The 26,643-nt window shown below is 52.9% G+C and carries 20 protein-coding genes; all 20 read right to left on the bottom strand.

Annotated elements, in window-relative coordinates:
- Positions 1–11 precede the first annotated feature (11 nt).
- Entirely contained in the window at positions 12–1,664 is a 1,653-nt protein-coding gene (locus tag ACLD72_RS20215) for a family 10 glycosylhydrolase (RefSeq protein ID WP_410997753.1), read from the bottom strand.
- Between the two features lie 126 nt (positions 1,665–1,790).
- A complete protein-coding gene (gene mntR, locus ACLD72_RS20210; protein ID WP_128634269.1) occupies positions 1,791–2,216 on the bottom strand; it encodes a transcriptional regulator MntR in 426 nt (141 codons plus the stop codon).
- A gap of 132 nt (positions 2,217–2,348) precedes the next feature.
- A complete protein-coding gene (locus ACLD72_RS20205) occupies positions 2,349–3,062 on the bottom strand; it encodes a cytochrome c biogenesis CcdA family protein (protein ID WP_410997750.1) in 714 nt (237 codons plus the stop codon).
- A gap of 43 nt (positions 3,063–3,105) precedes the next feature.
- Positions 3,106–3,909, bottom strand: coding sequence for a metal ABC transporter permease (locus tag ACLD72_RS20200; RefSeq protein WP_410997748.1), 804 nt, complete (start codon positions 3,907–3,909; stop codon positions 3,106–3,108).
- Between the two features lie 49 nt (positions 3,910–3,958).
- Positions 3,959–4,720, bottom strand: a complete 762-nt coding sequence (locus ACLD72_RS20195) for a metal ABC transporter ATP-binding protein (protein WP_410997747.1) — start codon at positions 4,718–4,720, stop codon at positions 3,959–3,961.
- A gap of 111 nt (positions 4,721–4,831) precedes the next feature.
- Positions 4,832–5,839 (bottom strand): metal ABC transporter solute-binding protein, Zn/Mn family, encoded by a 1,008-nt coding sequence (locus ACLD72_RS20190; RefSeq protein ID WP_410997745.1) that lies wholly within the window; start codon positions 5,837–5,839, stop codon positions 4,832–4,834.
- A gap of 196 nt (positions 5,840–6,035) precedes the next feature.
- Positions 6,036–8,063 (bottom strand): methionine--tRNA ligase, encoded by a 2,028-nt coding sequence (gene metG, locus ACLD72_RS20185; RefSeq protein ID WP_410997743.1) that lies wholly within the window; start codon positions 8,061–8,063, stop codon positions 6,036–6,038.
- Between the two features lie 176 nt (positions 8,064–8,239).
- Complete coding sequence (locus tag ACLD72_RS20180) at positions 8,240–8,383, bottom strand: hypothetical protein (protein WP_458476121.1); 144 nt, start codon at positions 8,381–8,383, stop codon at positions 8,240–8,242.
- 90 nt (positions 8,384–8,473) lie between these two features.
- Positions 8,474–8,752, bottom strand: coding sequence for a membrane protein insertion efficiency factor YidD (gene yidD / locus ACLD72_RS20175; RefSeq protein WP_410997742.1), 279 nt, complete (start codon positions 8,750–8,752; stop codon positions 8,474–8,476).
- A gap of 1 nt (position 8,753) precedes the next feature.
- Positions 8,754–9,209, bottom strand: coding sequence for a Fur family transcriptional regulator (locus tag ACLD72_RS20170; protein ID WP_410997740.1), 456 nt, complete (start codon positions 9,207–9,209; stop codon positions 8,754–8,756).
- Between the two features lie 378 nt (positions 9,210–9,587).
- Positions 9,588–11,816 (bottom strand): stalk domain-containing protein, encoded by a 2,229-nt coding sequence (locus ACLD72_RS20165; RefSeq protein WP_410997730.1) that lies wholly within the window; start codon positions 11,814–11,816, stop codon positions 9,588–9,590.
- Between the two features lie 113 nt (positions 11,817–11,929).
- Positions 11,930–13,561, bottom strand: a complete 1,632-nt coding sequence (nagZ, locus tag ACLD72_RS20160) for a beta-N-acetylhexosaminidase (protein ID WP_410997728.1) — start codon at positions 13,559–13,561, stop codon at positions 11,930–11,932.
- An 18-nt stretch (positions 13,562–13,579) separates the two neighbouring features.
- Complete coding sequence (locus tag ACLD72_RS20155; protein ID WP_410997726.1) at positions 13,580–15,199, bottom strand: response regulator; 1,620 nt, start codon at positions 15,197–15,199, stop codon at positions 13,580–13,582.
- Complete coding sequence (locus ACLD72_RS20150; protein ID WP_410997724.1) at positions 15,174–17,018, bottom strand: sensor histidine kinase; 1,845 nt, start codon at positions 17,016–17,018, stop codon at positions 15,174–15,176. The genes ACLD72_RS20155 and ACLD72_RS20150 overlap by 26 nt, the downstream gene beginning before the upstream one ends.
- 78 nt (positions 17,019–17,096) lie before the next feature.
- The gene (locus ACLD72_RS20145) at positions 17,097–17,924 is read right to left on the bottom strand and encodes a carbohydrate ABC transporter permease (protein ID WP_410997722.1); all 828 of its coding nucleotides are present in this window, start codon (positions 17,922–17,924) and stop codon (positions 17,097–17,099) included.
- Positions 17,924–18,808, bottom strand: a complete 885-nt coding sequence (locus tag ACLD72_RS20140; protein ID WP_410997720.1) for a carbohydrate ABC transporter permease — start codon at positions 18,806–18,808, stop codon at positions 17,924–17,926. Before ACLD72_RS20140 ends, ACLD72_RS20145 begins: the two co-directional genes overlap by 1 nt.
- An 84-nt stretch (positions 18,809–18,892) precedes the next feature.
- Positions 18,893–20,281 carry an extracellular solute-binding protein gene (locus ACLD72_RS20135; RefSeq protein ID WP_410997718.1) on the bottom strand — a complete coding sequence of 463 codons (1,389 nt, stop codon included), beginning with the start codon at positions 20,279–20,281 and terminating at the stop codon, positions 18,893–18,895.
- Between the two features lie 196 nt (positions 20,282–20,477).
- Positions 20,478–21,233: a pyruvate formate-lyase-activating protein gene (pflA, locus tag ACLD72_RS20130; protein ID WP_410997716.1), complete on the bottom strand. Its 756-nt coding sequence runs from the start codon at positions 21,231–21,233 to the stop codon at positions 20,478–20,480.
- A 75-nt stretch (positions 21,234–21,308) separates the two neighbouring features.
- Positions 21,309–23,570: a formate C-acetyltransferase gene (pflB, locus tag ACLD72_RS20125; protein WP_251586685.1), complete on the bottom strand. Its 2,262-nt coding sequence runs from the start codon at positions 23,568–23,570 to the stop codon at positions 21,309–21,311.
- A gap of 293 nt (positions 23,571–23,863) precedes the next feature.
- Positions 23,864–26,479 (bottom strand): bifunctional acetaldehyde-CoA/alcohol dehydrogenase, encoded by a 2,616-nt coding sequence (adhE, locus tag ACLD72_RS20120; protein ID WP_410997714.1) that lies wholly within the window; start codon positions 26,477–26,479, stop codon positions 23,864–23,866.
- Between the last annotated feature and the right edge of the window lie 164 nt (positions 26,480–26,643).

Raw genomic sequence — 26,643 nt, 5'->3', positions numbered from 1 at the left:
CTGCAGAAATCTTACATGCCGTAATAATCCTTAAGCAGCGGAATCAGCCCAAGCGGATTTTTGCGCAAGTCTTTGGCACTGAAAAAGATGCTGCCGCTGATTTCCGGGACTTGACGGTTATACTCCAGCTGGTTGATGATTTCCGACGCACTGGACCAGCCAACTTCCGGGGTGCCGATCTTGTACGGAGCATGGCCGATGTACAGTTTTACGCCCGTACCTCGAACTTCGCTGGCCCACCAATCGGCCAGCACGTCGTATTGGACTTCCTTGCGCGTCAGGCTCCAGTAGAGTTGTGGAGCGACGTAATCGATCCATCCATGCTTGATCCAGGCGCGTACATCGGCATAGGTACTGTCATAAGCCGTGATGCCCGCCTTCGTGTCGGAACCCGTAATATCGTTCGCTTTGTTGCGCCATACCCCAAACGGGCTGATGCCAAACGAGACTTTCGGCTTTTCCTGCTTGATGCTGGCCCCAAGATCTTCTACAAATTGATTGATGTTATCCCGGCGCCAGTCACCCTTGTTGGAAATTTGCTTGGCATTATATTGTTTGTACGTGCTGTCATCGTTAAACTTGCTCGATGCCGTTTCCCCCGTCGGATAAAAATAATCGTCCAGGTGAACGCCATCGATTTCGTAGTTTTGGACGACTTCCATAATCGCCTCAATCACATGCTCCCTGGCTTCCGGAATGCCCGGGTTAATATAGAGCTTGCCGTCGAATTTCACGATCCAATCCGGGTGCTCGTTGGCGACGTGGTTTACCGGCAGCTTGCTGGCATCCCCGCCCGTGCTGGCCCGGAACGGATTAAACCAGGCATGGAACTCCATGCCCCGGCGATGCGTTTCCTCGATCAAAAACTTCAACGGATCATACCCCGGATTTTTGCCGGCCGTTCCCGTCAAGTAAGAGGACCACGGAACAAGCTTGGAAGGGTAAATGGCATCCGCCGAAGGGCGAACTTGGACGAACACCGCGTTTATCCCCATCGCTTGCACATCATCAAGCAGCTTGATGTATTCCGTCTTTTGCGCTTCCGTTTTTCCGTATGAGCTTGTGCTCGGCCAATCCAGATTGGCAACGGTGGACACCCAGACGCCGCGCAGCCCGTCTGCGGCCGTTCCTGCCCCCGGTGTCTGCGGTGTTTGCGGCAGATCACTCTGTGAGTCGTACTCATCGGCATCCTTGTCCGTGCCGGCGGCAGGCGTTTCCACTTCCTGCCCCGTAGAGAGCGAGATCGTCTTCGCTTGCTGATTCCAATCAACACCCAGCCCAAGTTGCTCGCTGACAAAGCGCAGCGGGACCATTGTGCGCCCTTGCGAACTTTCCACCGAAACGTCGAGTCCTACAGGAGCGCCGTTAACCTGAGCGGTTTGTTCACCGACGACAAGAGCCAGGGTGCTGCCGTCCTTTTGGATCGTGACCGTTTTCGCGGCCTGCGACCATGCCACCCCTGCACCCAAGCCTTCGCTAATGACCCTTAGCGGAACCATGGTGACGTTTTGCTGCGGTTTAATATAAGGCGGGGCATCGGTGGATAACTTCGTCCCGTCCAATAGAATCGTAATGGTGTCAGCTGCGTTTGCCTTCATTTGCCCGCCCATCGGCCACATCAGTAAGAGAACGAGAAGAGGAATAAACCATGTGCGAAATTTCATCAGTAACCTCCAAAAATTTTATGTATGGACAAATCCGTCTACTTCATATTAACGCTTTGAAGAGCCCAAGAGTTGCGGTTCTGCAAAAAAAGAGCATCTGCCTTGGTCATAAGACAGATGCTTCTTCTAGGATTCGTTTAACAATTCCTGATGCACGTTTTCCAGATCGTGAATCCGCGAGCTGTCGCGTTTGAAATATTCCACCAGCGTTGCGATGCGGGTAATGGAATCCCAGCTCAGATGATGTTCGATCCCTTCCACGTCTTTATAAATATTTTCATGATCGACCCCGATCATGCCGAGAAACTCCTCCAGCAGATGGTGCCGGTCGACGAGCCGTTTTCCGATTTTTTTGCCTTTGCTGGTCAATACCAGTCCTCTATATTTCTCGTAAATCAAATATTCATCCTTGTCCAATTTCTGAATCATTTTCGTAACAGACGAAGGATGAACCTCCAAACCTTCCGCGATATCGGATACTCGCGCGTATCCCTTCTCGTCGATCAGCTTGTAGATTCGCTCTAAATAATCCTCCATACTGGGCGTTGGCATCTGATGATTCCCTCTTTTCCATGAGTTGAAGCGGACTTCATTGTACGCAAAAACACTACTCTGTTTATGATACATGTTATGATTGTCCGTTGGCAAGTGCACTTTTGCACACTTTCTTCGCTTCCGCCCACGTCAAAACTTCAGCCACTCCGGAGTAATTTGCTGCAGCCAAATGGTGATTTGAGCCATGCGGTTCGTAAACAGCAACACACCCATAAGCAGCATGAGAGCGCCGCCGATTTTCATCATCACCGCGGAATAGCGGACGATCCATTTGGTAGAACCGATAAAAAACGCCAGAATAAAAAAAGGAACGGCAAAGCCCAGCGTATAGGCCGTAATCAGGCCAAGCCATGTTCCCGGTTCGCTGACGGCAAGCGCGATAATCGCCGCCAAAATCGGCCCGACGCAGGGAGACCAGCCGGCGGAAAAGCCGACGCCGAAAATGAACGACCCGATATAGCTGGCCCGCTTGAATTTGAGGTCGAGCTTGCGCTCCTTCATCAGAAACTGCGGCTGGAAAAGGCCGAGCAAAAACAACCCCATCAATATGATCAAAATGGCGGAAAGCTGGCGGATCAGATCCCGGTATTGGTTGAACAACTCGCCGAACAACCCCGCGCCAAAACCAAGCGTGTAAAAAACAACGGAAAAGCCAAAAATGAACGCGAGCGTATGGGTCATCGTCCGGAATCGGACCTCCCGCTTGCTCTGTTCCGTCTTCAACTGCTGAACCGACATCCCGGTGATATAGGATAAATAGGAAGGATATAAAGGCAGACAGCACGGGGAAATAAATGAAGCCACCCCCGCGCCAAAAGCGAGTCCCAGATTGATATCGGCCATCGTAACCTCCATAACAGTCTATTTCGCATTTCATAACCGCGGCTTAAGCAGACAAGCCTTTTTTCCCAAGCAAGGTTAATATAAGCATAAAAATCAGCAGAAGCACGATCGTCGCGCCGGGAGCCAGGTTCCAAATTCCCGCCGTTATCAAACCGGCAACCACAGCGATTTCGGCTACAATAACCGAGAAAATAACGGATGTTCTGAAGCTGCGGGCAATCAGCAAGCTGCAGGCCGCCGGAATCGTCAACAGCGCGGACACCAGCAAGGCGCCGACGATCTTGATTGCCGTGCTGATTACAAGCGCCGTCATTACAGTGATGAGCAAATTCAACAGCTTTACGGGCAACCCGCTGACAGACGCAGCGTCCTCTTCAAAAGTGAGCAAAAAGAATTCTTTAAAAAACAAGGACACCACCGCGACAACAACGACGGTCACGCCCCCTACGACATACAGATCAGTGGTATCAAGCGTATAAATGCTTCCGAACAAATAACTGACCACATCCGTATTGTAACCCATCCCCAGTGTAAAGAACAGAGAAGCCAAGGCAACCCCGCCCGACATAATAATGGCGATCGAAAGCTCGGCATAACCCTTGTACGCCTTGCGCAGCTTTTCAATCGCAAAGGAAGCGGCAACGGCAAAGGCCAACCCGATCCCCACAGGATAGACGCCGACGAGAAAGCCCAAAGCGACCCCGGCAATCGTCACATGCGCTAGCGTATCCCCAATCATGGACAGGCGGCGCAGTACCAGAAATATTCCGATCAACGGCGCCGTCAGCCCGATGAGCACCCCTCCGGCCAGCGCTCTTTGAAAAAAATCAGCGGTTAAGATTTCCAAGATTCACAACTCCTCAAAGTTTTGCGAAGCAAAATTCACTTCGTAAGGACTAATTCAGCGAATGCTGCAGGTCCGGGATGGCGCAATCCTGCTCATGCGAGTGGCGCACATAAAATTTAATCGCGCCGCACCGCTCGCGCGGTTCGCTCCCCAGACGCCCTTCGATCATTTCGATATCGTGGGAAACCATGAGGAACGTCATATGATGGTGAGCATGCATATGAAAAATCAATTCAAAAAAATCGGCCTGCGTCTGCGCGTCGATCCCGACGGTCGGCTCGTCCAAAACGAGCAAATCCGGCTTGTTCACCAGCGCCCGGGCCAAAAAAACGCGCTGCTGCTGCCCACCCGACAGCTGGCCGATCCGTTTGCCCGCGAGATCGCCGATCCGCATCACCTCTAACGCATCGTCGCATTTGCGCTGCTCCTCACGCCTGATGGGGCGAAAAATCTTTTTGTTGCTGTACAATCCCGATAACACCACTTCGCGAACGGTCGCCGGAAATAGCGGGTTAAACGCATTTTTCTGCGGCACGTATCCGATTCGTTCCCAATCGCGAAAACGCCGGATCGGCTCGCCAAACAGGCGGATTTCCCCCTCCGTTGGCGGCAGCAAACCGACCATCATGCGCAGCAGGGTCGTTTTGCCTGCTCCGTTAGAGCCGATTACTCCGACGAAATCTCTCTCCCGGACGGCGAAGCTGAAGTCGGAAATCACTTTTTGTTCTTTATAGGCAAAAGAAACATGGTCCAGCTCGATGATACTGTCATGGCAAACGGCCTGCAAGGCCGCGGTTGTGTCGGATTTCATAACGTCTTCCTTCCGGAGCAATGGCTCCCTTCTAATATCGCAAGAAAAACTTCCGCCAAATGCGGATTATCTTCATGGAATGTTCGTCGATCATTGTTTCTTCTTATTTTCTTATTGTAGAGCGAGAAGCAAATTTTGCAAATTTTTCTTCATCAAGGTGAAATAGTTGTCCCCGGCCTGTTCCTGCGCTTTGGTCAAGCCTTCGACCGGGTTCAGCACCATCGTCTGCACGCCGGCTTCGGATGCCAGCGTTTTGGCCAATTTGTCCGAGACTAGTTCCTCAAAGAATACATACTTGATTCCCCGATCCTTCACCAGCTTCGACAAAGCGACCAAATCCTGCGCCCGCGGCTCGGCTTCCGGCGAAAGTCCCATAATCGCATGCTGCGTCAAACCGTAATCGCGGCATAAATAGCCAAACGCCTGATGCGAGACGACGATTTCGTGACGGGACACGGCGGCCAATTGTTCCGTAAATTCGGTATCCAGCGCCTGCAGCTTGGCGGCCAATGTTTCATAACGCGCTTCGTAATCCGCCCGGTGTTCCGGGTCAACCGCGACATAGCTGTCTTTGATATTTTTCGCCATAACCATCGCGGATTTGGGGCTTACCCAGGTATGCGGATCGACGGATGTGTCGACATCATGCCCTTCATGCGATTCCTGAGTTCCTTCCGCATGCGCATCGCCGGCTTCCTCTGCTTCCGCCCCATGTCCATGGCCGTCGTCGCCTTCCGCCCGAATCAGCTCAATGCCTTCGCTGACCTCCACCGTTTTGACCCCGGCGTTATTCCCCAGACCCTTCAGGAAATTGGGTACCCATCCCTCAAGCCCAGCACCGTTGTACAGAAACAACTGGGCTTTCGAAGTATTCAAAATGTCCTGACTGCGCGGCGTCCAATCATGCGGCTCCACGCCCGTCGGCAGCAGGTTGATGACGTTCGCATTCTCCCCGCCGATTTCCTGGGCAAATTCATATATTGGATAAAAACTCGTCACAACGTTAACTTTGCCCTCCACGATCTTTCCTCCGGAATCCTTCCCGCACGCGGAAAGCAGCAGCGCCCCCGCAAGCAGCAGAACAGCCGGTATGATCCAGCTTCTTTTATGTAAACGCATGGATTAATTCTCCTTTTCTTAATCGTAATGATTACCAAAAGGATTATAGGACCATTCACAAACGATTGTCAACTATTAATTCCCTCCGGGCTACTTTCTAGTCTTCCTCGAAAAAGTCGGCAAAAAACAAAAAACCGCCAAGGAGTACGTTAACTCCCGGCGGTTTTACAGGCAAATGACCGCAGCCCCGTATAACTTACTTGACGACCGCGCCGTTTGGCATCGAGTCCGGCACCGTCGCCAGCGTCAGTTGATCGCCTTGCGAAGCCGCAAGGATCATCCCCTGCGACAGCTCGCCGCGCAGCTTCACCGGCTTCAGGTTGGTGACGCAAATGACCTTGCGTCCGACCAGTTCCTCCGGTTTGTAAAACTTGGCGATGCCGGATACAACCTGACGCTGCTCAAACCCGAGATCAAGCTGCAGCTTCAGCAGCTTGTCGGCCTTCGGAACCGGCTCGCAGGCGAGCACCTGCGCCACGCGCAGCTCCACCTTGGCGAAATCGTCGATGCCGATTTCGTCCTTCAGCTCCGGCTTCTCCGCCGCCGGAATCGCCGCAGCCCCGCTCGCCGTTGCCGGTGCAGTTGCCTCCGCCTCGGCCGGTGCCCCCCCGCTCATCGAGTTCACGATGAACTCGACTTCCTGCTCCGCATCAAGCCGCGGGAAGATCGGCTCGCCTTTGACCAGCTTCGTACCGGCCGGAATCAGACCAAACGTGTGCAGGCTCTCCCAGGTCGTCAGCTCCCCGGGAGCGATCCCGAGCTGGGCCCAGATTTTTGCCGGCGCCTGCGTCAGGAATGGCTGTAACAGAATCGAAGCGATACGCAGCGATTCGGCCAAATGGACCATGACGGAAGCGAGCTCCGCCCGCTTGGCTTCATCCTTCGCCAGCACCCACGGCTGCGTCTCATCAATGTATTTGTTTGTGCGGCTGATAAACGCCCCAATATAGGTCAAAGCGACCGAGAATTCCATATTCTCCATCACTTCCTCCACCTTGCGGACCGTTTCTTCTGCCGACTTAACCAGGTCGGCGTCATACGTCGTCACATTAGGCTGGTATGCCGGCACTTCACCGCCGAAATATTTATCGACCATCGCAACCGTCCGGTTCAACAAGTTGCCCAGGTCATTGGCGAGATCGGAATTCACCCGCTGAACAAAGCTTTCCGGCGTAAACGAACCGTCCGAACCAAACGGCACCTCGCGCAATAAATAGTAGCGGGTCGCATCCAAACCGTAGCGCTCGATCAGCACGCTCGGGTCCATGACATTGCCTTTTGATTTGGACATTTTGCCGCCCTTCATCAGCAGCCAGCCGTGCCCGAACACTTTTTTCGGCAGCGGCAGTCCGAGAGCCATCAGCATAATTGGCCAGTAAATCGTGTGAAAACGCACAATCTCCTTACCTACCAGATGCACGTCCGCCGGCCAATACCGTTCGAACAGCTCCGGATTGTCCGTGCCGTACCCCAGCGCGGTAATATAGTTGGACAAAGCGTCGATCCACACGTATACAACGTGCTTCGGATCGCCCTTCACCTTCACGCCCCAGTCGAACGTCGTCCGCGATACGGCCAAATCCTCCAGCCCGGGTTTGATAAAATTGTTGATCATTTCGTTTTTGCGCGATTCCGGCTGAATGAAGTCCGGATTTTCCTCGTAATACTTAAGCAAACGGTCCACGTAATGGCTCATCCGGAAAAAGTAACTCTCTTCCTTAACCAATTCGACCGGATGTCCGCTTTCGGGACTTTTACCGCCGATGATTTCGCCTTTTTCGTTCCTTACGACATCGACAAGCTGCGATTCCGTATAGTACGTTTCGTCGGGAATGCTGTACCAGCCTTCGTATTCGCCTTTGTAAATATCGCCTTGCTTAACTAGCCGGTCGAAAATCTCCTCAACGACCTGCTTATGCCGCGGCTCCGTCGTGCGGATAAAATCGTCATAAGAAATGTCCAGCTTCTCCCACAGCTGCTTGATTCCGGCGACGATGCCGTCCACAAACTGCTGCGGGGTCTGGCCTTTCTCCTGCGCTTTGCGCTCGATCTTTTGCCCATGTTCGTCGGTTCCCGTCAAGTAGCGCACGTCATACCCGCGCAGCCGCTTGTAGCGCGCCATGGCATCGCCGGCCACCGTCGTATAAGCGTGCCCGATGTGCAGCTTGTCGCTCGGGTAATAAATCGGCGTCGTGATGTAAAAGGTTGGTTTGTTGTTAGACATCCACTTTCATCTCCTTATTCTTTAAGAGGTAGTTGAACGCGCATTTTAATGCAACAAAAAAACTCCCGCCCCCTATGGGACGAGAGATTGCTCACGTGCTACCACCCAAATTCCCCGCGCCTTCGCAGGCGGCGGGCTCTGCAGGTCGATAAACGACCTCTCCGTTATCGCCGGATTTACGCCGCTCCCTTACCCATCCGCACGTAAAAACGCGGGGGCCGGCTCGAAAGCGATTCCTCCCGGACCATCTTCCAAAGCGGATTCAGACCGGTTTGCAGCTGCCCCGGCTCTCTGTGGCTGAATCCCTGCTTTGTACTCATCCGTTCACTGGAAGTATATAACTTTCTTATATATTAAGAAAAGTTCCAGGCCATGTCAAGCAGGGGGCCGCCCCAACTCAAGACTTAGCTTCAGGCCTGACCGTCCCTTACCGGCGGTGTTCCGCGTCCACCTCGCCGTTTCTCCACTTTTGGCGGAACCGGATCAATGCCTCCCGGATGAAAAGGATGGCATTTGGCGATGCGTTTGGCCGCCAGCCAGGATCCCTTCAGCGGCCCGTGAACCTCGATTGCCTCCAGGGCGTATGCCGAGCAGGTCGGATAAAACCGGCAGGTCGGCGGCTTCAGAGGAGAAATGAATTTGCGGTAAACGTAAATCGGAGCCTGAAACGTCTTGCGCACCACGCCCATTTCAGGACACCCCGTGCTGCTCCGGAACCTGCTCTTCTTTCCCGTCCGGACGGCAGTTTTTACAGTATCCGAATACTTCGAATTTATGTTTCACCACCTGAAACTGTTCGGGCGCATCGGTCAGCGGCATCGGGCAAAAATGAATCGGGTACGTCTTTTCGCACTGCAGGCAGATCATATGATGATGATGTTCTCCTTCACTGCAAGAAGCCCTGAACTTCAAGCCGTCTTCGAATACAACTTGCTCCAAAACGCCCAGTTCTTCCATCACCCGCAAATTCCGGTACACGGTATCGAAGCTGAGCCCGCTATACTCCTTGCCCATATATTCATAAACGTCCTTTGGGGTCAAATAACCGTCCGTCCCGGCAAACAGCTTTGCCAGACTTCTGCGTTGATCCGTAATCCGCAGCCCCCGGCTGGACATCACCTTGATGATTTCCTCCGTCGACAGCATGTGACATTCCTCCCGTCTTGAACCGTTTCTACATGCGTCTTCTTTAATAATGCCGCAAAACGTAAGCCCCGTCAATGAGACTGGGCTCAGGGCGCAAAATCCGTCATGGATCATCGAGGAACGACATTTTATGATTCATATAGAAGTCCTTAAGGGGGGCGTCTCTCCAAACCACTTTGCACCTTTATTCCTTTGGTTCAGGAAGCCAAGTCACCTGGTCAAACGGGATAATCGTGCAAAGCCTCCGGATAGCGAGTCTCGCTCCAGGCCACGCTCTGTTGCCGGCTTGACTGTCAAGCACTGATGATTAGGTTGAACCATAAATCTTTCATTTCAAAATAAACAGGCACGGCGATCGTCGCCGTGCCTGTTTATTGTTTATTTTTTCGTTGCGGGCATTTGCTGGAACAGAATATTGAAAGGCAGGTTGCTGCCCGGGGCCGCCGTAAACAGCAGCTCTACCGTCTGTTCTTGGTCCCCGGTGCGGAACAATACGCCGTTTTCACTCGGCGCGCTTAGGCTGGAACCGTTGGCCAGCTGTACGACGCTTCCGTTCACCATGATGACGCCCATGTATCTTCCGCCCCGCGGGTTAAACGTCACAAGCGTATTTGGGGCAACACGGTGCAGTTTAATTTTATACAACATTCCAAAATTGCCGGCATTCGTTTTATAGGCTTGCGTAATTCCGTCCGCCCCGACCTGGAACGGGTCGCTTACGTTATCGCCGATCGCCAGGCGGGATGGCGTCGTCCCGATCAAATCCGCAACCTCGATGATCCGGGTTGATTCCATGTACGTTCCCCGGTTGTGAACATCCTCCGGCGGAGCGATTAAACTAGGCAGCGCGCTAATCGGATCCTCTCCTTGATCGACCATCACTACGTTATATTGCAACATATGATCGCTGTATAAATCCGCAAACAAAGAGATGACATCTCCCTGCTTCAGGGGCTTTTCGCTCAGCTCGTTCAAAATGATTTTACTTTCGCCCGGAGCGAGCCACATATCTTTATATTTGTTGCCGTTTTGCATCGATTCGAAATACCGCTGCACGGATACTTTCCCCGCTGCCGTGGCAAAAGGGCTTGGCCCGCCGAAGCCAAGGAACGATTGGGACAGATGGGTCGTTTCCGCATTATTGTTTGTGGCAATCACGTACATGTTCTTCGGCGTGCCGGTGGAGTTCACGTGATGGACCATAAAGCGGGTAGCCCCGATCGCATTCTCCCGATACAACAAACCTTTACTGTAAACCGTTTCCGGGCTGTTGCTGCGAATCAGGGTTACCGGTTCGGAAGTATAGGAATATTGAATTTTGTTCCAGCTTGGCACTTGCCCGCCGTCGAAGGTGAATTTGTCGCCGACCGGAACGAAGATCTTGTTGAATTCGTCTTCAGGATACAGCAGTTCGTTCGTAATGTTGATCGTCTTCTCGGTCGTTGAAGACAGACCGAACTGGTTGACGACCGTCAGCCGAATCGTCACTGGGCCCGGCGTAAAGAAGGCCAGCTTATTGTTTTCCCATTTGCGGTCGGTAATGCCGACTTCATCGGTACTAAGATCGGTATACAAAATCAATTCGCCCATTTTGTAAGTATCTTTGTCGGTCGTGAAACTGGCAACCGGCGGAGTATGCGGTTTAGATACGTTAACGGTCAAGGAGAACGGATTACTCCACTGGCCCCTGGAATCCTGAACCCGATAGGTAACGGTGTAGCTTCCCGGCTCCGCGAACACGTCCTGACGGCCGGTCCATTCCTCATTGACGATGTCCAGGCCGCTCGGAGAAGAGGATTGGGTAATGTATTGCACCTGCGTCTCGCCGGCAATAATCTCCTTATTGCCGATCGTAAAAGTAGCGGTTGGCGGCGTCGCCAAATTCACGATGACCCGCTTGCCTACCGAATCATATTCATAGGAAATGTTCAGAGCTTTGGTGATCGCCGTCAACGGCACCATGAAATTGTTTTTGACGGAATACGATTTTCCCCGCATCGTCTGCGTCACGCCGTTGACCTTGTAATAGGTCGTGTCCAGTTTAAACCGCAATTCGTCATCGCCGCGCTTGATAATCGTTTCCTTGGTACTATTGTCGAAGGAGAGTTCAAATCCGGCCCGCTCCACGATGGCACGGATCGAAATATAGGATACGCCGGCTTTAACCTCCATCGGATAGCCAGCAAGGTATTCTTTTCCATCTTGGTACATTTTATTGCTGTTTACCATCAAAATCAGTTGGCCCGAACCCGCCGTCGTTGTCGTTTGCGAGCCAGGAGTTGTCGTCGTGGCCGGATCTGTAACCGTCACTCCGCCGCTGCCATCGTTCGTTCCGTTCTGCCCTTCCACAGGAACCGCAGTTCCATCCGTGTCGCCGTTTCCAGTCTGCTCTAAGTCCCCGGTCTGGCCTCCGGTTTGAACCTGACCCGCATTGTCTTCATTCATTCCGTTTTGATCAGTCGATGTGACCTGACCTATCAATTGCTCCGAAACACTGTTCGCGCCCGGATTATCCCCCTGAACGAGCTCCTCTGCGCTTGCCGGAAGAACCATGGCAATTTGCGATGTTGCTAAAATCGTGGTGATTAACAATCGTTTCAAATTCATGCCTAAACTCCCTTTACTCTCCCATTTTTATGTAGATCCCTCGTGATCTCACAATCTATTAAACGCAAGTAAAGGGGAAAAGTTTCTAAAGATTATATACAAAATTAGACAAACTATTTGTCCCCCGCGCTCCCCGAAGAATAACGGGCACTCAGGCTCACCGGCAAGACTCCTTTAGTCCTAAGTTTTCCGGTCAGCACCCCGGCCAACGCCTCCAGGGCAAAAGGACGATTTTCATAAAGGCACAAATACGTGCCGACGTCCGGAAAAGCATGGATATCGTAAGGGTTTCGCGAAGATGCGACGATCAGCCGTGAGCCCCGGGCTTGAATGAGGGCATTCACCAAGCTTTTCTGCCCTTCGTCAATTTCTCCCTCCGCCGTGTAGGTGACCACGACGATTTGTTCAAAATTAGCGCTCTGCCGGAGCACGGCGGCGATTTCCGCGGCCGCCGGACGCGAGCCGATGAGGGCAAGGGCGACCTGCTCATGAAGCGGCTTTAACGCATCGGCAAGCGTATAAGAGTGCACCGCCGGCTCATCCACCTCGGTGCGGTGGCGCAGCTCCGGCCACACGACCAGCACGGGCCTAGCCGGATCAAGCGGCAGATTGCCGGCATCGCAAACGAGCGTGACGCTGCGTTCGGCGCAGCGGCGGAGCAAGCCGGCGCTTTCCGCCTGCGGCGTTAGCGGATCGGGCAGCCCGAACGCTGCCGCCGCGTCCACAACGCTCCCAAGCCGCTCCGCCTTCAGCGCCAAAATCCGCGCCACCGACGCATCGATCCGCTCCTTGCTCAAACGCCCGCTGCGTACCGCCGCGCATACCTGCTCGATCGCGGCGATCTGCTCCGCCATCGTGTGGCTGACGAGGACCAGATCGGCCCCGGCCTCGATCGCGCGCACAGCGCCTTCCGCCACTCCGAAATGGCGGGAAATCGCCTGCATCTCCAGACAGTCGGTGACGATAAGTCCCCGGTAGCCCAACTCATCCCGCAGCAAATCGGTCAATACGCGCCGCGATAACGTCGCCGGAATTTCGTCAGGCTCAAAAGCCGGAAAAATAACATGCGCCGTCATAATCGCATCCACTTCCGCCTTGATGGCCCGCCGGAACGGAACCAGCTCGACCTCGCGCAGCCGCTCCTTGCCGTGAGGCACCACAGCGAGCCCAAGGTGGGAATCGGCGTACGTGTCGCCATGCCCGGGAAAATGCTTAGCCGTGGCAATCACGCCTTGGCTCTGGAATCCGCGAATCGCCGCGGCTCCATGCTGCGCCACAAGCCCCGGATCTTCCCCGAAGGAGCGCACGCCGATGACGGGATTCGCCGGATTGTTGTTGACGTCGACGCAAGGCGCAAAATTGAAGTTGATACCAAGCAGGGCCATTTCCTTTGCGGCCAGCGCGGCCACCTGTTCCGTCAGCTTCGGATCGTTTGCCGCCCCCAGCGCCATATTCCCCGGAATCCGGCTCATCCCTTCATGATCCAGGCGGGCGACCATGCCGCCTTCCTGATCAATTGAAACGAACAGCGGGACTGCGGATGCCTCCCGGTTGATCGCTTGCAGACAACGCGACAAACCGGCAAGCTGCGCGGCCGCTTCGATGTTGCGGCGAAAATACACCACCCCGCCGATATGGTATTGCCGGATCAGCGTCCGAATATGCTCATCCGGCGTTAGGCCGTGAAAACCGCAAATAAACAGTTGCCCGACCTTTTGCTCCAAGGTGAGTGCTTCTGCGTTCATATCCCGTCAACTCCTCGCTCAGGATGCGTCCGTCTCCTTCAGACGGTAATCGGAAGGCGTCATCCCGGTATGTTTTTGAAACACCTTGGTAAAATACCGCCGCTCCTGGTAGCCGATTTCGCTGCCGATCTGGGCGATCGAGCGCCCGCTTTCGCGCAGCAGGCATTTAGCCAATTCGATCCGCTGTTTGGTCAGATATTCGACGAACGTTTCCCCAAAGTGGTTTTTAAATAGCAGGCAAAAATAACTCGTGCTGATCCCGAGATGATCGGCAAGCTCCTCGATGCCAAAATCGTCGCCCAAATGCTGCTGAATGTAGTTCTCCGCAGTCATCATCAACAACTCGGAGGTCTTTTTGGAGGAAAGGCGGGATTTCGCCTGCCCGATTAACGACACGATCAGGGACAACAGATCCTTGAGGCTAAGCGAACGCTGCAGCCTTTGCCACAAAGCCTCCTCCTGCTCGCCGGGCAACATCTGCAGCTCGCGCATTTCGCGCAGCAGGTGAATCAGCAAATAATGCAGCAGCTTAACGGCAGCGTATGCCCGATGCTCATCCATATATCCGATATACTGTTTAAGCTCCGCCACGACCTGTTCCAGGGCTTCCGGGTTGCCGTTGCGCAGGCCGCCGCCAAGCTGCTCGATCCAGCGCCAGTGCATCCGGGAATCCTCAGCGGGCCATATTTCCCTGAAATCCACCGTACGTCCTTCCCCCGCCTCCAAAAACCATTCCTCCGGCCCGTTCAAGATCAGCATTTGCTGCAGCCGATAGTACGCCGCCGCCAGCTCCTGAGCTGCTTGCGGCCGCGGCTCCAGGCAAAAACGGACCGCAAGCCCGTCCTCGCCCTCTTCCCGCAGCCGTTGCCGCAGGCGTTCAATTCCGGGAAGCAGCGCCTGTTTCGTGATCGGCGGGCTGTCCGGCTTGCCCGGGGCCACTAAACACCATTCTCCCTCGCGAATTTGCAGCACCGTGGCCCCTGCGGGGAAAACACCGCCAAAAATCTCTTGGATCGCGTGTTTAGTCTGCAAATTCCAAGCTTTTCGTTCATGTGCGCTCCAGGGCAGGGAATGATGCGAGTAACCCTCGAAGTCCACCAGCAGGACGGTATAACGCCGTTCTTCCGCCGAACCTTCCTCATCATCCCACAAAACGCCGTTTTCCGTTTCCTGTCCAAGCAGCGAATGGAGCAGGAAATTTTCGGCAGCCAAATCCTTGGCCTGATCGAGGCGTTTCTCCATGCCCAGCGTTTTGCGTTTCTCCCGAATTTCGCCGGCGAGCCGCCCCACCGTTTCCTCCAGCTCGGCATAATGGATCGGCTTGCAAATGTAATCCTTGACCCCGTAACGGATCGCCGTCTTCGCATATTCAAACTCTTGATACCCCGTCAGCAGCAAAATTTCGCAGGGAAAATTCAGCTCGCGAACTTTTTGCAGCAGGGTGATGCCATCCATGACCGGCATGCGGATGTCGCTCAAAATCAAATCGGGACGATGCATGGCCGCCGCTTCCAGCGCATCCTTGCCGTTCCGGGCCAAACCGACGATTTCGAACCCCATATCTCCCCATGGCAATATTTTGGACAAATTGCTCAAAATATGAATTTCATCGTCAACCAGCAGAGCTTTTAAACGCATCGTCATCACCCGCCCCGTATTTAGGTATCACACACTGAATAATCGTTCCGTGCCCCGGTTGCGAACAGATAAACAAGCCGTATTTGCGGCCGTATTTGAATCGGAGCCGATCGTACACGCTTCGCAGCCCCAGTCCCCGGCGTTCGTGACTCGGATAAGGCGTCACCGACCCGTAGGCCGAATCCTCCAGGTCCGCGTACTGAATCATCGCCAGTTGCTCGCTCGTCATCCCAATTCCGTTATCCTCCACTTTCAATAGAATCCGGTCTTGTTCCATGCTCCCCGATACCGTGATTCTGCCTTTATGCTCAATTCCTTCAAACCCGTGCTGAATGCTGTTTTCCACCAGCGGTTGCAGCGTTAATTTAAGCACCCGGCAATTCAGCATCTCGCCTTGAACGTTGATTTCATAATCAAACAAATCGTCGAACCTGAATTTCTGGATTTCCAAATAATTGCGCAAATGCTCGATTTCCTGGCTCAAATTGATCTCTTCCCGCCCCTGAATGCTGATGCGCAAAATACTGGCAAGGCGGACGACCATTTCGCTGACCTTGCGCCCTTCGTTTTGCACGGCGAGCACATTGATCGATTCCAGCGTATTAAACAGAAAATGCGGTTTGATCTGCGCCTGCAGCACCCTTAGCTCGGCATTGGCCTTCAGCAACTGCTCCCGCTTCACTTGCTCGAACAATTCATTGATTTTCTCCATTTGATTGTTGAAGCCTTTTTGCAGCAGCAGCAGTTCGTCGTCGCCTTTTTCGTCGACCCTGGCGTGTAAATCGCCGCCTTCGACCTTGCGCATGAAACGCACGATCACGCCGATCGTTCCGGTAATCCGGTTCATAAACAGCACGTTAAACAGCATCGCCGTCAGCACGCACACGCAAATGATCGCCACAAACCATTTGGCGAACGTCGTCACCTCCCGGGACAGATAACTCCAGGAAGTCACCGACACCAGGCTCCAGGAGTAATCCTGAAGCTTATAAATCGAAATGACGCTTTCCTGCCCGTCAAATTTCCCTTTGAAGCTGTGGTAGTTTGCGGGGAACTGCCATTTGTGCGAAATGTACTCTCCGATTTGCCGGCCATCCAGCTCCGCCTGATAATCGTACAAAATAAGCCCCTGATCATTGACCAGCATAAACCGGGTATCCTGCAAATTGCTGCCCAAATTCAAGTTTTGAAAAATCTTTTCGAACTCCCAATTTTTGATCTGCACCACCAGCACGCCCACACGCTCCAGATTGCTGAGCTTCTTGATCAGCCGGATCTGCGTAAACACGCTGTCCGATCCGGTCAATTCCGGATATTCGTGCGGACCGATCCACCTTGGCATCCCGTTTAACGCCATCACTTCATTATATAAAGAATGCTCTTTGAATTTTTCATAGGGCAGCGTTTGAAAATTTTCCTTATTAAAAATCGCGATAACATTCGAGCGTTCCCCGCCATGAAGATTGTACAGGAATGCGTAATCGATGGCGGGATGGCTGTACAGCAGCGAGCGGAAGTTCCGCTGGTTGGCGTTCAGTTCCAGTTGGGTCGTCGCCGTCAAATCCTGCGAATCCGGATCTTTCGCCACCAGCGCATCCTGGAACACTCCTTTGGCAATACCGTTGTCGGTCACGTTGTCCATTTCATGCAGCGCGCTTTTGATACTGTAACCGATCGCCTTCAGCGAATACTCCGCCTGCTGGCTGTATTTCGTTTCGATCGAACGAAACGTGACCCAAAACGTAATAATTCCCAAAATAAACAAAGGGATAATAACGAGCCCTAAAAAAGCGGTAAATAATTTGATGCGCAGATTCATCGGCGGCAGCTCCCATGCTTTGAGCGAATATGCTTGATGTTTACTTTGGTGTTTTACCTCATTTTACCACGCCGCCGCTTATCCTTTAACGCTTCCCGCCGTCACTCCTTCAATAATTTTTTCCTGCAGCACGGCGTAAATGATCATGACAGGAAGCACGCTGAACACGATCCCGGCCGACATCTGGGCATAGTTCGTATTGTAGGCGTCGCGGAACCCGACCATGCCTACCGGCAACGTACGCAGCTCGTCGCTGGACAAAAAGTAGTTTGCCAGCAAAAACTCGTTCCAGTTCCCGAGAAAATTGACGATAAACACCGTGACGATAGCCGGAACGGTCAACGGAACGATGATTCGCGCGAACAGCCTGGCGGAGCCAAGACCGTCCATGACGGCGGCTTCTTCGATCTCCCCAGGGATCGAGCGCATGAAGGCGGCCAGGATAATGACCGAAAGCGGAATCGCGTTCGCCACATAGGGCAAAATGAGCGCCAGATGCGTGTCGAGTACGTTCAGCCTGCGCATCATCCCGTAAATCGGCAGCAAAAGCGAGTTGTTCGGAATCAGCATTCCCAGCAGAATCAGTTGAAAGATAACCATGCTAATCCGGCCATAGCGCATCCGCGTCACCGCAAACGCCAGCATCGCCGCCAGCAGGATGGACAGACAGGCCGACAATACGCCGATATACAAGCTGTTAAAAAAATAAGTGCTGATTTTGGCGTTCACCCAAGCGTTGATGTAATTGTCAAAAATAATCGAACCCGGCGGTCCAAACGGGTTTGCAGCGATCGCCTGGTTATTGCTTTTGACCGAGGAAAACAACACGAACAGAAACGGATATAAAATGACGAGCAGATAGGCCATTAGAAAAATGTGCGGGATCGTTTTTTTGAGCGCTCTCATCAGTATTCAATCCTTTCCGTTCGTCTGGAGACGAAGAGCTGGTATGCCGCCGTAATGAGGATTGTAAACACGAAAATAAGCACCGCGATCGCGTTCCCAAAGCCGTGGCGGAAGCTGGTGATCGCGTAGCGGATCATATACGTCGCCATCACGTCCGTCGATCCCGCCGGACCGCCTTTGGTCATGACGAGCACGATGTCCGCCGCTTTCATCGCCCCGGCCACCGACAGCATAATGACGACGGAAATGATCGGCATGATGAGCGGGATCGTGATTTTAAACGCCCGCTGAATGCCGCTCGCGCCGTCGATCGCCGCCGCTTCTTCCAGTTCTCGCGGAATGGCGAGGATCGCCGCCAGCACCATCACGATGTAGAAACCTGTCCACTGCCAGGCATTGGTAATCAGAATGGATAACATCGCCCAATTTTTGTCTGACAGCCAATAGACCGGCGGAATACCAAATACGCCCAGCACCTTGTTCATCAGCCCAAAATCCGGGTTATAAATAAATCCCCACAAAATGCCGATCACCGCGGTCGACATGATGGACGGCATAAACACAGCTGTTTTGTACACACCTTTTAACTTTTTCACGCTTGCGATCAGCAGCGAAAAAAAGACGATCAGCGGCACTTGGACCAGGCAGGAAAACAGGATGAAATACGCATTGTTGCGTACCGATTTCCAAAAGGCTTTATCATGCAAGGCCGTGGCGTAATTGTCCAGGCCGATGTAGCTTAGGTTTTTCGAGATCCCGTTCCAGCTGGTAAAGCTGTGATTGATGGCGGTAAAAATCGGATAAATAAAGAAAGCCAGAAACAGCACAAAGGCCGGTAAAACGAACAGCACATATAGCAGAGGATTTCTAAGCGCTTTGTTCATGCCAATAACCTCCGTAATCGGGAGCAAGGGCGCCCCACGCCATCGAGGCGAGCGGCGCCCTTGCCGAAATTCGTTCGTGATCTGTTACTCTACGGCGTTGGCTGCATCCTGTGCGGCCTGGACGTTTTCCAGCATTTGCTCCGGCTTGATTTCTTCGCCGATAATTTGCTGAATCCCCATGCTCAGGGCCGTATTTACATCCGCCTGCACCAGAGCGTCAAACGCCGGGAACGAGGTGCCGATTTCGCTGACGCCCTTGAAAATGTCCTGCATAAGCGGGTCGTCGGACGCCGTTTTCATTTGCTCAAGATCCATTTTCATCGCCGGCAGCACGCCGTCTTCTTTAAGGCCGCGCAACTGCATTTCTTCCGTCCACATGTTTTTGATGAACTCTTTGACGGCCGCCAGCTTCCGCGGATCTTCCGCGACGGCGTTGGAGAAGCCGTACCCGTTGTTGGCGTCCTGCATAACGATGACCGGGTCGCCTTCGTTCAGCGGCGGCATGTTGAAGTAGCCGATTTTGCCGACCATGTCGCCGGCCTGCTCGGGATCGCGGAAGACGGAGTTGGCCCAGGAGCCGTCCATCATCATCATCGCTTCGCCCGTGATGATCTGATTTCTCATGTCCGCGTATTCAAAACCAAGCTCGCCTTTTTTGAAATAACCCTTTTGCACCCATTCCTGGTGTTTGGCGATCGCTTTGACCATACTTTCGTCCGTCCATTTCGTTGCCCCGCTTTTAAAGCCATACGTAATTTCCGGACCCGCATAATACGACCATAAATTGTTTGTGATCATCAGCGGAATCCAAGCATCCTTGGAGGCTTGCGCAAACGGAATTTTGCCGTCGGCCTTGATCTTCTCGGCGATTTGCTCCAGCTCGCCCAGCGTTTTGGGCACCTGCAGCCCTTTTTGCGTAAAATATTCTTTATTATAGAAGAAACCTTCGATAGATCCGCCGATCGGCAGTCCGTACACTTTGCCGTCATGAGTAAACGGATCGAGAGTCGTGAATTTATCCTTGATGCCAAGTTCTTCGATAATTGGCGTCAAATCGAGCATCAAGCCTTCTTTGGCATACAGCTCCGCATCCGGGCTGCCAAACACGTCGAAAATTTCCGGCGGTTTCCCGGCGGCCATTTCGCCGCGCAGCTTCTCCTTGCGGTTGACTTCCGAGTCCACCGCATCCAGCTTAACCGTCAAGCCAGGGACGGCCGCTTCCGTCTGTTTGACGACATCTTCGAGCATCGCCAAACGGAACTTCTTCGATTCCCCGACCTGCGTATGGCGAATCGTAATCTCGAACGGCTCATTGCTCGTCTCTGTCCCGGATCCGGTTTTCCCGTTATTTGCGGTCCCTTGCCCTTCGTTCGCCGGAGCTTTATTCCCTCCGTTCCCTGATGATCCGCAGCCGGCGAGCAGCGCGGAAGCGATAAAAATCAAAGACAGCAGCAGCATCAAACTTTTCCTCATGTTTCTAGACCCCTCCTCAAACGCGGTAGATTCACTTACACCCCCCATTATAGAAAGCGTATACTTTTTTGGTAAGGAGGACATTTTTCTATTAGAGGGATAATATCATCCAAAAGACAAAATGAAAACGGTTAAACCTGACATGTACATGTCTGATTTAACCGTTATGGTCAAAACTATTAATTTTTACGTCATGTTAATTGACATGAACCTGTCTTTTCTCAGCTGCTTCCCGTTCTCCCTCATGAATGATCCGGTACGCCCGCTCGATCTGTTCCTCCGTTGGCGATGGGACGCCTTCGAGTGGATAATCCCAACCAAGCTCCTGCCATTTATAGATCCCCATTTGGTGGTACGGGAGAATCTCGAACTTCTCAACGCCCTGCAAGCTGCCGATAAACCGCCCCAGATCCCGCAAATCCTGTTCGTCGTCATGGATGCCGGGAACGAATACATGGCGGATCCACATGCTCCGTCCCTGATCGGACAACCAGCGGGCCATGTTCAGCATCCGGTCGTTTGGTTTGCCGGTCAGCTTGATGTGCTTTTCATTGTCGATATGCTTTAGATCAAGCAGCACGAGATCGGTCACATCCAGCAGGTCGCGGATTTTGTCCCCTTCATTATACCCGTTCGTATCCAATGTAGTATGGAGGTTCCAGCGTTTCTTCGCTTCCCGGAACAGCTCGGTGACGAACGGGGCTTGCAGCGTCGCTTCCCCGCCCGAGACCGTGAGCCCTCCGCCGGATGGGCGGTAGTAGTTCAAGTAGGGTTCGATTTCGGCGAGCACTTCCTCGACCGTCATTTCTTTCCCCCCCGACAAGTTCCAGGTGTCCGGATTATGGCAGTACTGGCACTGCAGCAGGCAGCCTTGCATGAAGAGCACGAAGCGAATACCCGGGCCATCGACCGTTCCGAAAGTTTCTAATGAATGTATGCGACCTTTTAGCATTTTCGTCACCCTTTCTGTGACAGGTTGAACCTGAGGTTCAACCTGAAATCAGCTGCCTGTATGCAGATTGTGAGATTACATTTTGCCGTGGAATGTCCGGTTGATAACATCCAGTTGTTGTTCGCGGGTCAGCTTGATGAAGTTCACCGCATAACCAGATACGCGGATCGTCAGCTGCGGATAATTTTCTGGATGATCCATCGCATCCAGCAGCGTTTCGCGATCGAACACGTTGACGTTCAAGTGATGAGCTTTGCTGCCAAAATAGCCGTCCATCATCGACACAAGGTTCGATTTGCGGGTGTCGAGTTCTTTACCCAACGCCTTAGGCACAATCGAGAACGTGTTGGAAATGCCGTCCAAGCTATGTTCGTACGGCAGTTTGGCTACGGAGCTCAAGGAAGCCAGCGCGCCTTTCTTATCGCGGCCGTGCATCGGGTTTGCGCCCGGCGCAAACGGTTCACCCGCTTTGCGTCCGTCCGGCGTAGTCCCCGTTTTCTTACCGTATACAACGTTCGAGGTAATCGTCAGGATCGATTGCGTCGGCAGCGAGTTGCGGTAAGTTTTGTGTTTGCGGATCATGCCCATGAACGTTTCCACGAGTTCAACCGCAATTTGGTCGACGCTGTCGTCGTTGTTGCCGTAGCAAGGGAATTCGCCTTCGATTTCAAAGTCAACGGCGATGCCGTTTTCGTTGCGGATCGGTTTAACTTTGGCGTATTTGATCGCGCTCAGCGAGTCGGTCGCTACGGACAAGCCGGCGATACCGCAAGCCATCGTCCGGAGAATGTCGCGATCGTGCAGCGCCATTTCGATCCGTTCGTAGCAATATTTATCGTGCATGTAGTGGATGACGTTCAGCGCGTTGACGTACAGCTTAGCCAGCCATTCCATCATCGGAATCAGACGTTTTTTGACTTCATTATAATCGAGATATTCGGACGTGATCGCCGGATATTCCGGACCGACTTGGGCGCCGGATTTTTCGTCTTTACCACCGTTGATGGCGTACAGCAACACTTTTGCCAGGTTGGCGCGAGCGCCAAAGAACTGCATTTGTTTACCGATTTCCATCGCGGACACGCAGCAGGCAATACCGTAATCGTCGCCATAGATCGGACGCATCAAGTCGTCGTTTTCGTATTGGATCGAGCTGGTCTCGATCGATACTTTGGCGCAATATTTCTTGAACGCGTCAGGCAATTGTTCCGACCAAAGCACTGTCAGGTTTGGTTCCGGAGCCGGGCCGAGATTGTACAGCGTGTGCAGGAAGCGGAAACTGTTTTTCGTAACGAGCGTTTTGCCGTTCACCGACATGCCGCCAAGCGATTCCGTTACCCAAGTCGGGTCGCCGCTGAACAGTTCGTTGTAGTCCGGAGTTCTCAGGAATTTCACGATCCGCAGCTTCATGACGAAATGGTCGGCCAGTTCTTGCGCGGTTTCTTCGGTCAGCGTTCCTTCGGCCAGGTCGCGTTCGATATAAGCGTCCAGGAAGGAGGATACGCGTCCAAGGGACATTGCGGCGCCGTCCTGTTCCTTAACGGCTGCCAGATAACCGAAATAGAGCCATTGGAAAGCTTCTTTTGCGTTGTTTGCCGGTCTGGAAATGTCGAATCCGTACATTTCTCCCATCTGTTTCAGTTCGCCGAGTGCGCGAATTTGTTCGGACAGTTCTTCGCGAAGGCGAATCACATCCTCGTCGATGACATCCACTTCGAGAGCTTTCAGTTCCTGTTGTTTTTGCTTGATCAGGAAATCCACGCCGTACAGCGCCACCCGGCGATAGTCGCCGATGATCCGGCCGCGGCCGTAAGCGTCGGGAAGCCCGGTAATAATGCCGGCTTTACGAGCCGCTCTCATTTCCGATGTATAAGCATCAAAAACGCCTTGGTTGTGCGTTTTGCGAATATGCGTAAACAAGTCGATAATTTCCTGCGGCAGCTCATAGCCGTAAGCCTTACAGGAGTTGACAACCATGTTGATCCCGCCGAACGGGCGAATCGTGCGTTGGAAAGGGGCCGAGCCCTGTACGCCTACGATTTGTTCCTTGTCCTTATCCAAATACCCCGCAGCGTGGGAAGTAATCGTGGATGGCGTGTTGACGTCCACATCCAGCACCCCGCCGGCTTCCCGTTCTTGCTTGGACAGCTGCGACACGATTTCCCACAAAGCTTTCGTGTTGGCCGTCGCGCCTGCCAAGAAGGACTCGTCGCCTTCATAAGGTTTGATGTTGGTTTGGATGAAATCGCGGGTGTTCACTTCTTTCATCCATTTGCCCGGTTTGAATCCTCTCCAAGCATTGTCCACGGTTTGTACTTCTTTTTCGATCACCGACATCTTTATTCCCTCCATTTATGTTTTGGTCGCGGTTCGAAGGATATGTACCGCGCCTCATGATCCCTTAAAATTTGTGATATTTTTCACATAAAATACGTGACGAATTTCACATTAATTGCGTTAAATGAACCTGATAAGAGGCTTCGATGAGTCCCGTTGCTTTTCCCGGGTTCATCCGTCATAAAACTTTGAGGGATCATTTATACTGTAATCATAGCTTAACTTGCCGAATAAGATTGTGAGAAATATCACACATAGTGATATTTCTCACGTTTTCAAAGGCCTTTGTTCACTTAATTTTCAAATCTTCCGTAGAAAGCGTCGCGGTAGACTTCCGCCAGCTCCGTCACCAGCGGCAGCTTCGGATTGGCGGTCGTGCATTGGTCTTCGAACGCGCGGTCGGCCAAATAATCTACGCGCGATTCGAATACTTTCGGGTCGAAACCGAGATCCTGGAATGTTTCCGGAATACCGAGCTTTCTGTTCAGGTCGCGAATCGCATTGATCAGGCTCTTCACGCCTTCTTCCGTCGTCCGCGCCGGCAAGCCCAGGATGCGGGCGATTTCCGCGTAACGTTCGTCGGCTGTGAAGTGCGTGTATTTCGGCCATGCGGCAAACTTCGTCGGCTTCTTGGCGTTGTAGCGGATGACGTGCGGCATCAGGATCGCATTGGTCCGGCCATGCGCCGTATGGAATTCGCCGCCCCATTTATGGGCTAAGCTATGGTTGATGCCAAGGAATGCATTGGAGAACGCCATCCCCGCGATCGTCGAAGCGTTGTGCATTTTTTCGCGGGCCAGTTCGTCGCCGGTCAGCGCCGATTTTTCAAGGTACTGGAAGACGAGCTGGATCGCTTTAATGCATAGTCCGTCCGTGTAGTCGTTGGCCATTACGGATACGTAAGCCTCGATCGCATGCGTCAGAACGTCCATCCCCGTGTCGGCCACCGCGGTTTTCGGCAGGCTGTACACGAATACCGGGTCGATGATCGCCACGTCCGGCGTCAGTTCGTAATCGGCCAAAGGATACTTCGTATTGCCTTTGATTTTGTCCGTGATGACGGCAAACGACGTTACTTCCGAGCCCGTTCCCGAGGTCGTCGGAATGGCCACGAATTTCGCTTTTTGTCCGAGTCGCGGATACTTGTAAAGGCGTTTGCGGATATCCATGAATTTTTGCTTCAGGTTAAAGAAATCTTCATCCGGATATTCATAGAACAGCCACATCCCTTTCGCCGCATCCATCGCCGACCCGCCGCCGAGAGCGATAATGCAGTCCGGTTGGAACTTCGCCATCATCTCCTTACCGTGTTCCACCGTCGTTGTCGACGGGTCCGGTTCGACATCCGAAAACACTTCGATCGCTACCGGCGTTTGGCGTTGACGGAGGTAATGCTCGACTCTTTCCACGTAACCCAGCTTCACCATCATCGGGTCAGTAACGATCATTACGCGGGAGATGTCCGGCATTTTGGCCAAATATTGCGTCGAGTTTTTCTCAAAATAAATTTTGCTTGGCACTTTAAACCACTGCATATTCACGGTACGACGGTTCACCCTTTTCACGTTGATCAGATTGACGGCCGTAACGTTCGACGATGTCGAGTTGCGCCCGTAGGACCCGCAGCCGAGCGTCAGCGAAGGCAGGTTCGAGTTGTAAATGTCGCCGATGCCGCCTTGCGAGGAAGGCTGGTTCACCAAAATCCGGCAGGTCGGCATCCGGTCGGAGAATTTCTGGATGATTTCCTGGTTGTTCGAATGAATGACCGAAGAGTGGCCCATACCGCCGAACTCCACGACTTCCAACGCGCGTTCGATGCCTTGCTCGGCGTTTTTCACTTTATAGCAAGCGAGCACCGGGCTAAGCTTCTCCGCGGAAAGCGGGAATTTCGGACCGACGCCTTCAATTTCGGCGACGAGGATTTTCGTTCCGGCCGGCACGTCGATACCGCACATTTCCGCGATCTTCGTTGCCGGCTGTCCAACGATCGCCGGGTTCACCGCGCATTTATCGGCGATGATCGCGCCTGCCGTCAGTTTTGCCGCTTCATCTTTGTTTACGAAATAGCAACCGTTGGCGATCATTTTCTTTTTCACTTGGTCGAATACGGGTTCCTCAATAATGACCGCTTGTTCGGAAGCGCAAATCATGCCGTTGTCAAACGTTTTGGAAAGAATCAGATCGTTGACGGCTTGATCGAGATTCGCGCTCTTCTCAATGAAGCAAGGTACGTTGCCGGGGCCGACGCCAAGGGCCGGTTTGCCGCAGCTGTACGCCGCTTTTACCATCGCGGAACCGCCGGTAGCGAGGATGCAGGCTACGTCCGGATGGTTCATCAAAGCGTTCGTGCGGTCCATCGACGGATTTTCGATCCATTGGATGCAGTCGGCGGGGGCCCCGTGTTTCACCGCAGCCTCCAGCAATATTTCAGCGGCTTCCGCGCTGCATTTTTGAGCGGATGGATGGAAGCCGAAGATGATCGGGTTGCGGGTTTTTATCGCAATCAGCGACTTGAAAATCGTGGTCGACGTAGGGTTCGTCACCGGCGTAATCCCCATGATGATCCCGACTGGCTCGGCGATTTTCTGGAAGCTGTCAAAATCGTTGTCCTCAATGACGCCTACCGTTTTGTCGTATTTGATGTTGTGGTAAATGTACTCCGTAGCGAACATGTTTTTAATGATTTTGTCTTCGTACACCCCGCGCCCGGTCTCCTCCACCGCCATCTTCGCGAGATGCATGTGTTTGTCAAGACCCGCCAGGGCCATCGCCTGCACAATGCCGTCAATCTGCTCCTGCGTCATGCTCATGAACGCCTCGGAAGCTTTTTTCGCTTTGTCGATCAAAGTTTGGATGTAAGCTTCCGGAGTGGGCTGGGCTTTCGTCGTCGCTTCATTTTTTACGGCCATTTCTCTCATCCTCCTGAGTTTGGTAAGGATCAACCTGCAGTTAAGACGGTTATCAACAAGTTCGTGAAATTTTTCACTTGCAAGTTCATCCTTAAAAGATGTGTTTTTTCTTTTTATGTTTTGATCATAGCATAGGGATGCGATTTTGTATAGTGAATTTTTTC

This window comes from Paenibacillus lacisediminis, assembly GCF_046567315.2.
Note: the sequence above shows the minus strand (reverse complement) of the source record. Positions and strands in the feature narration are given on the sequence as shown.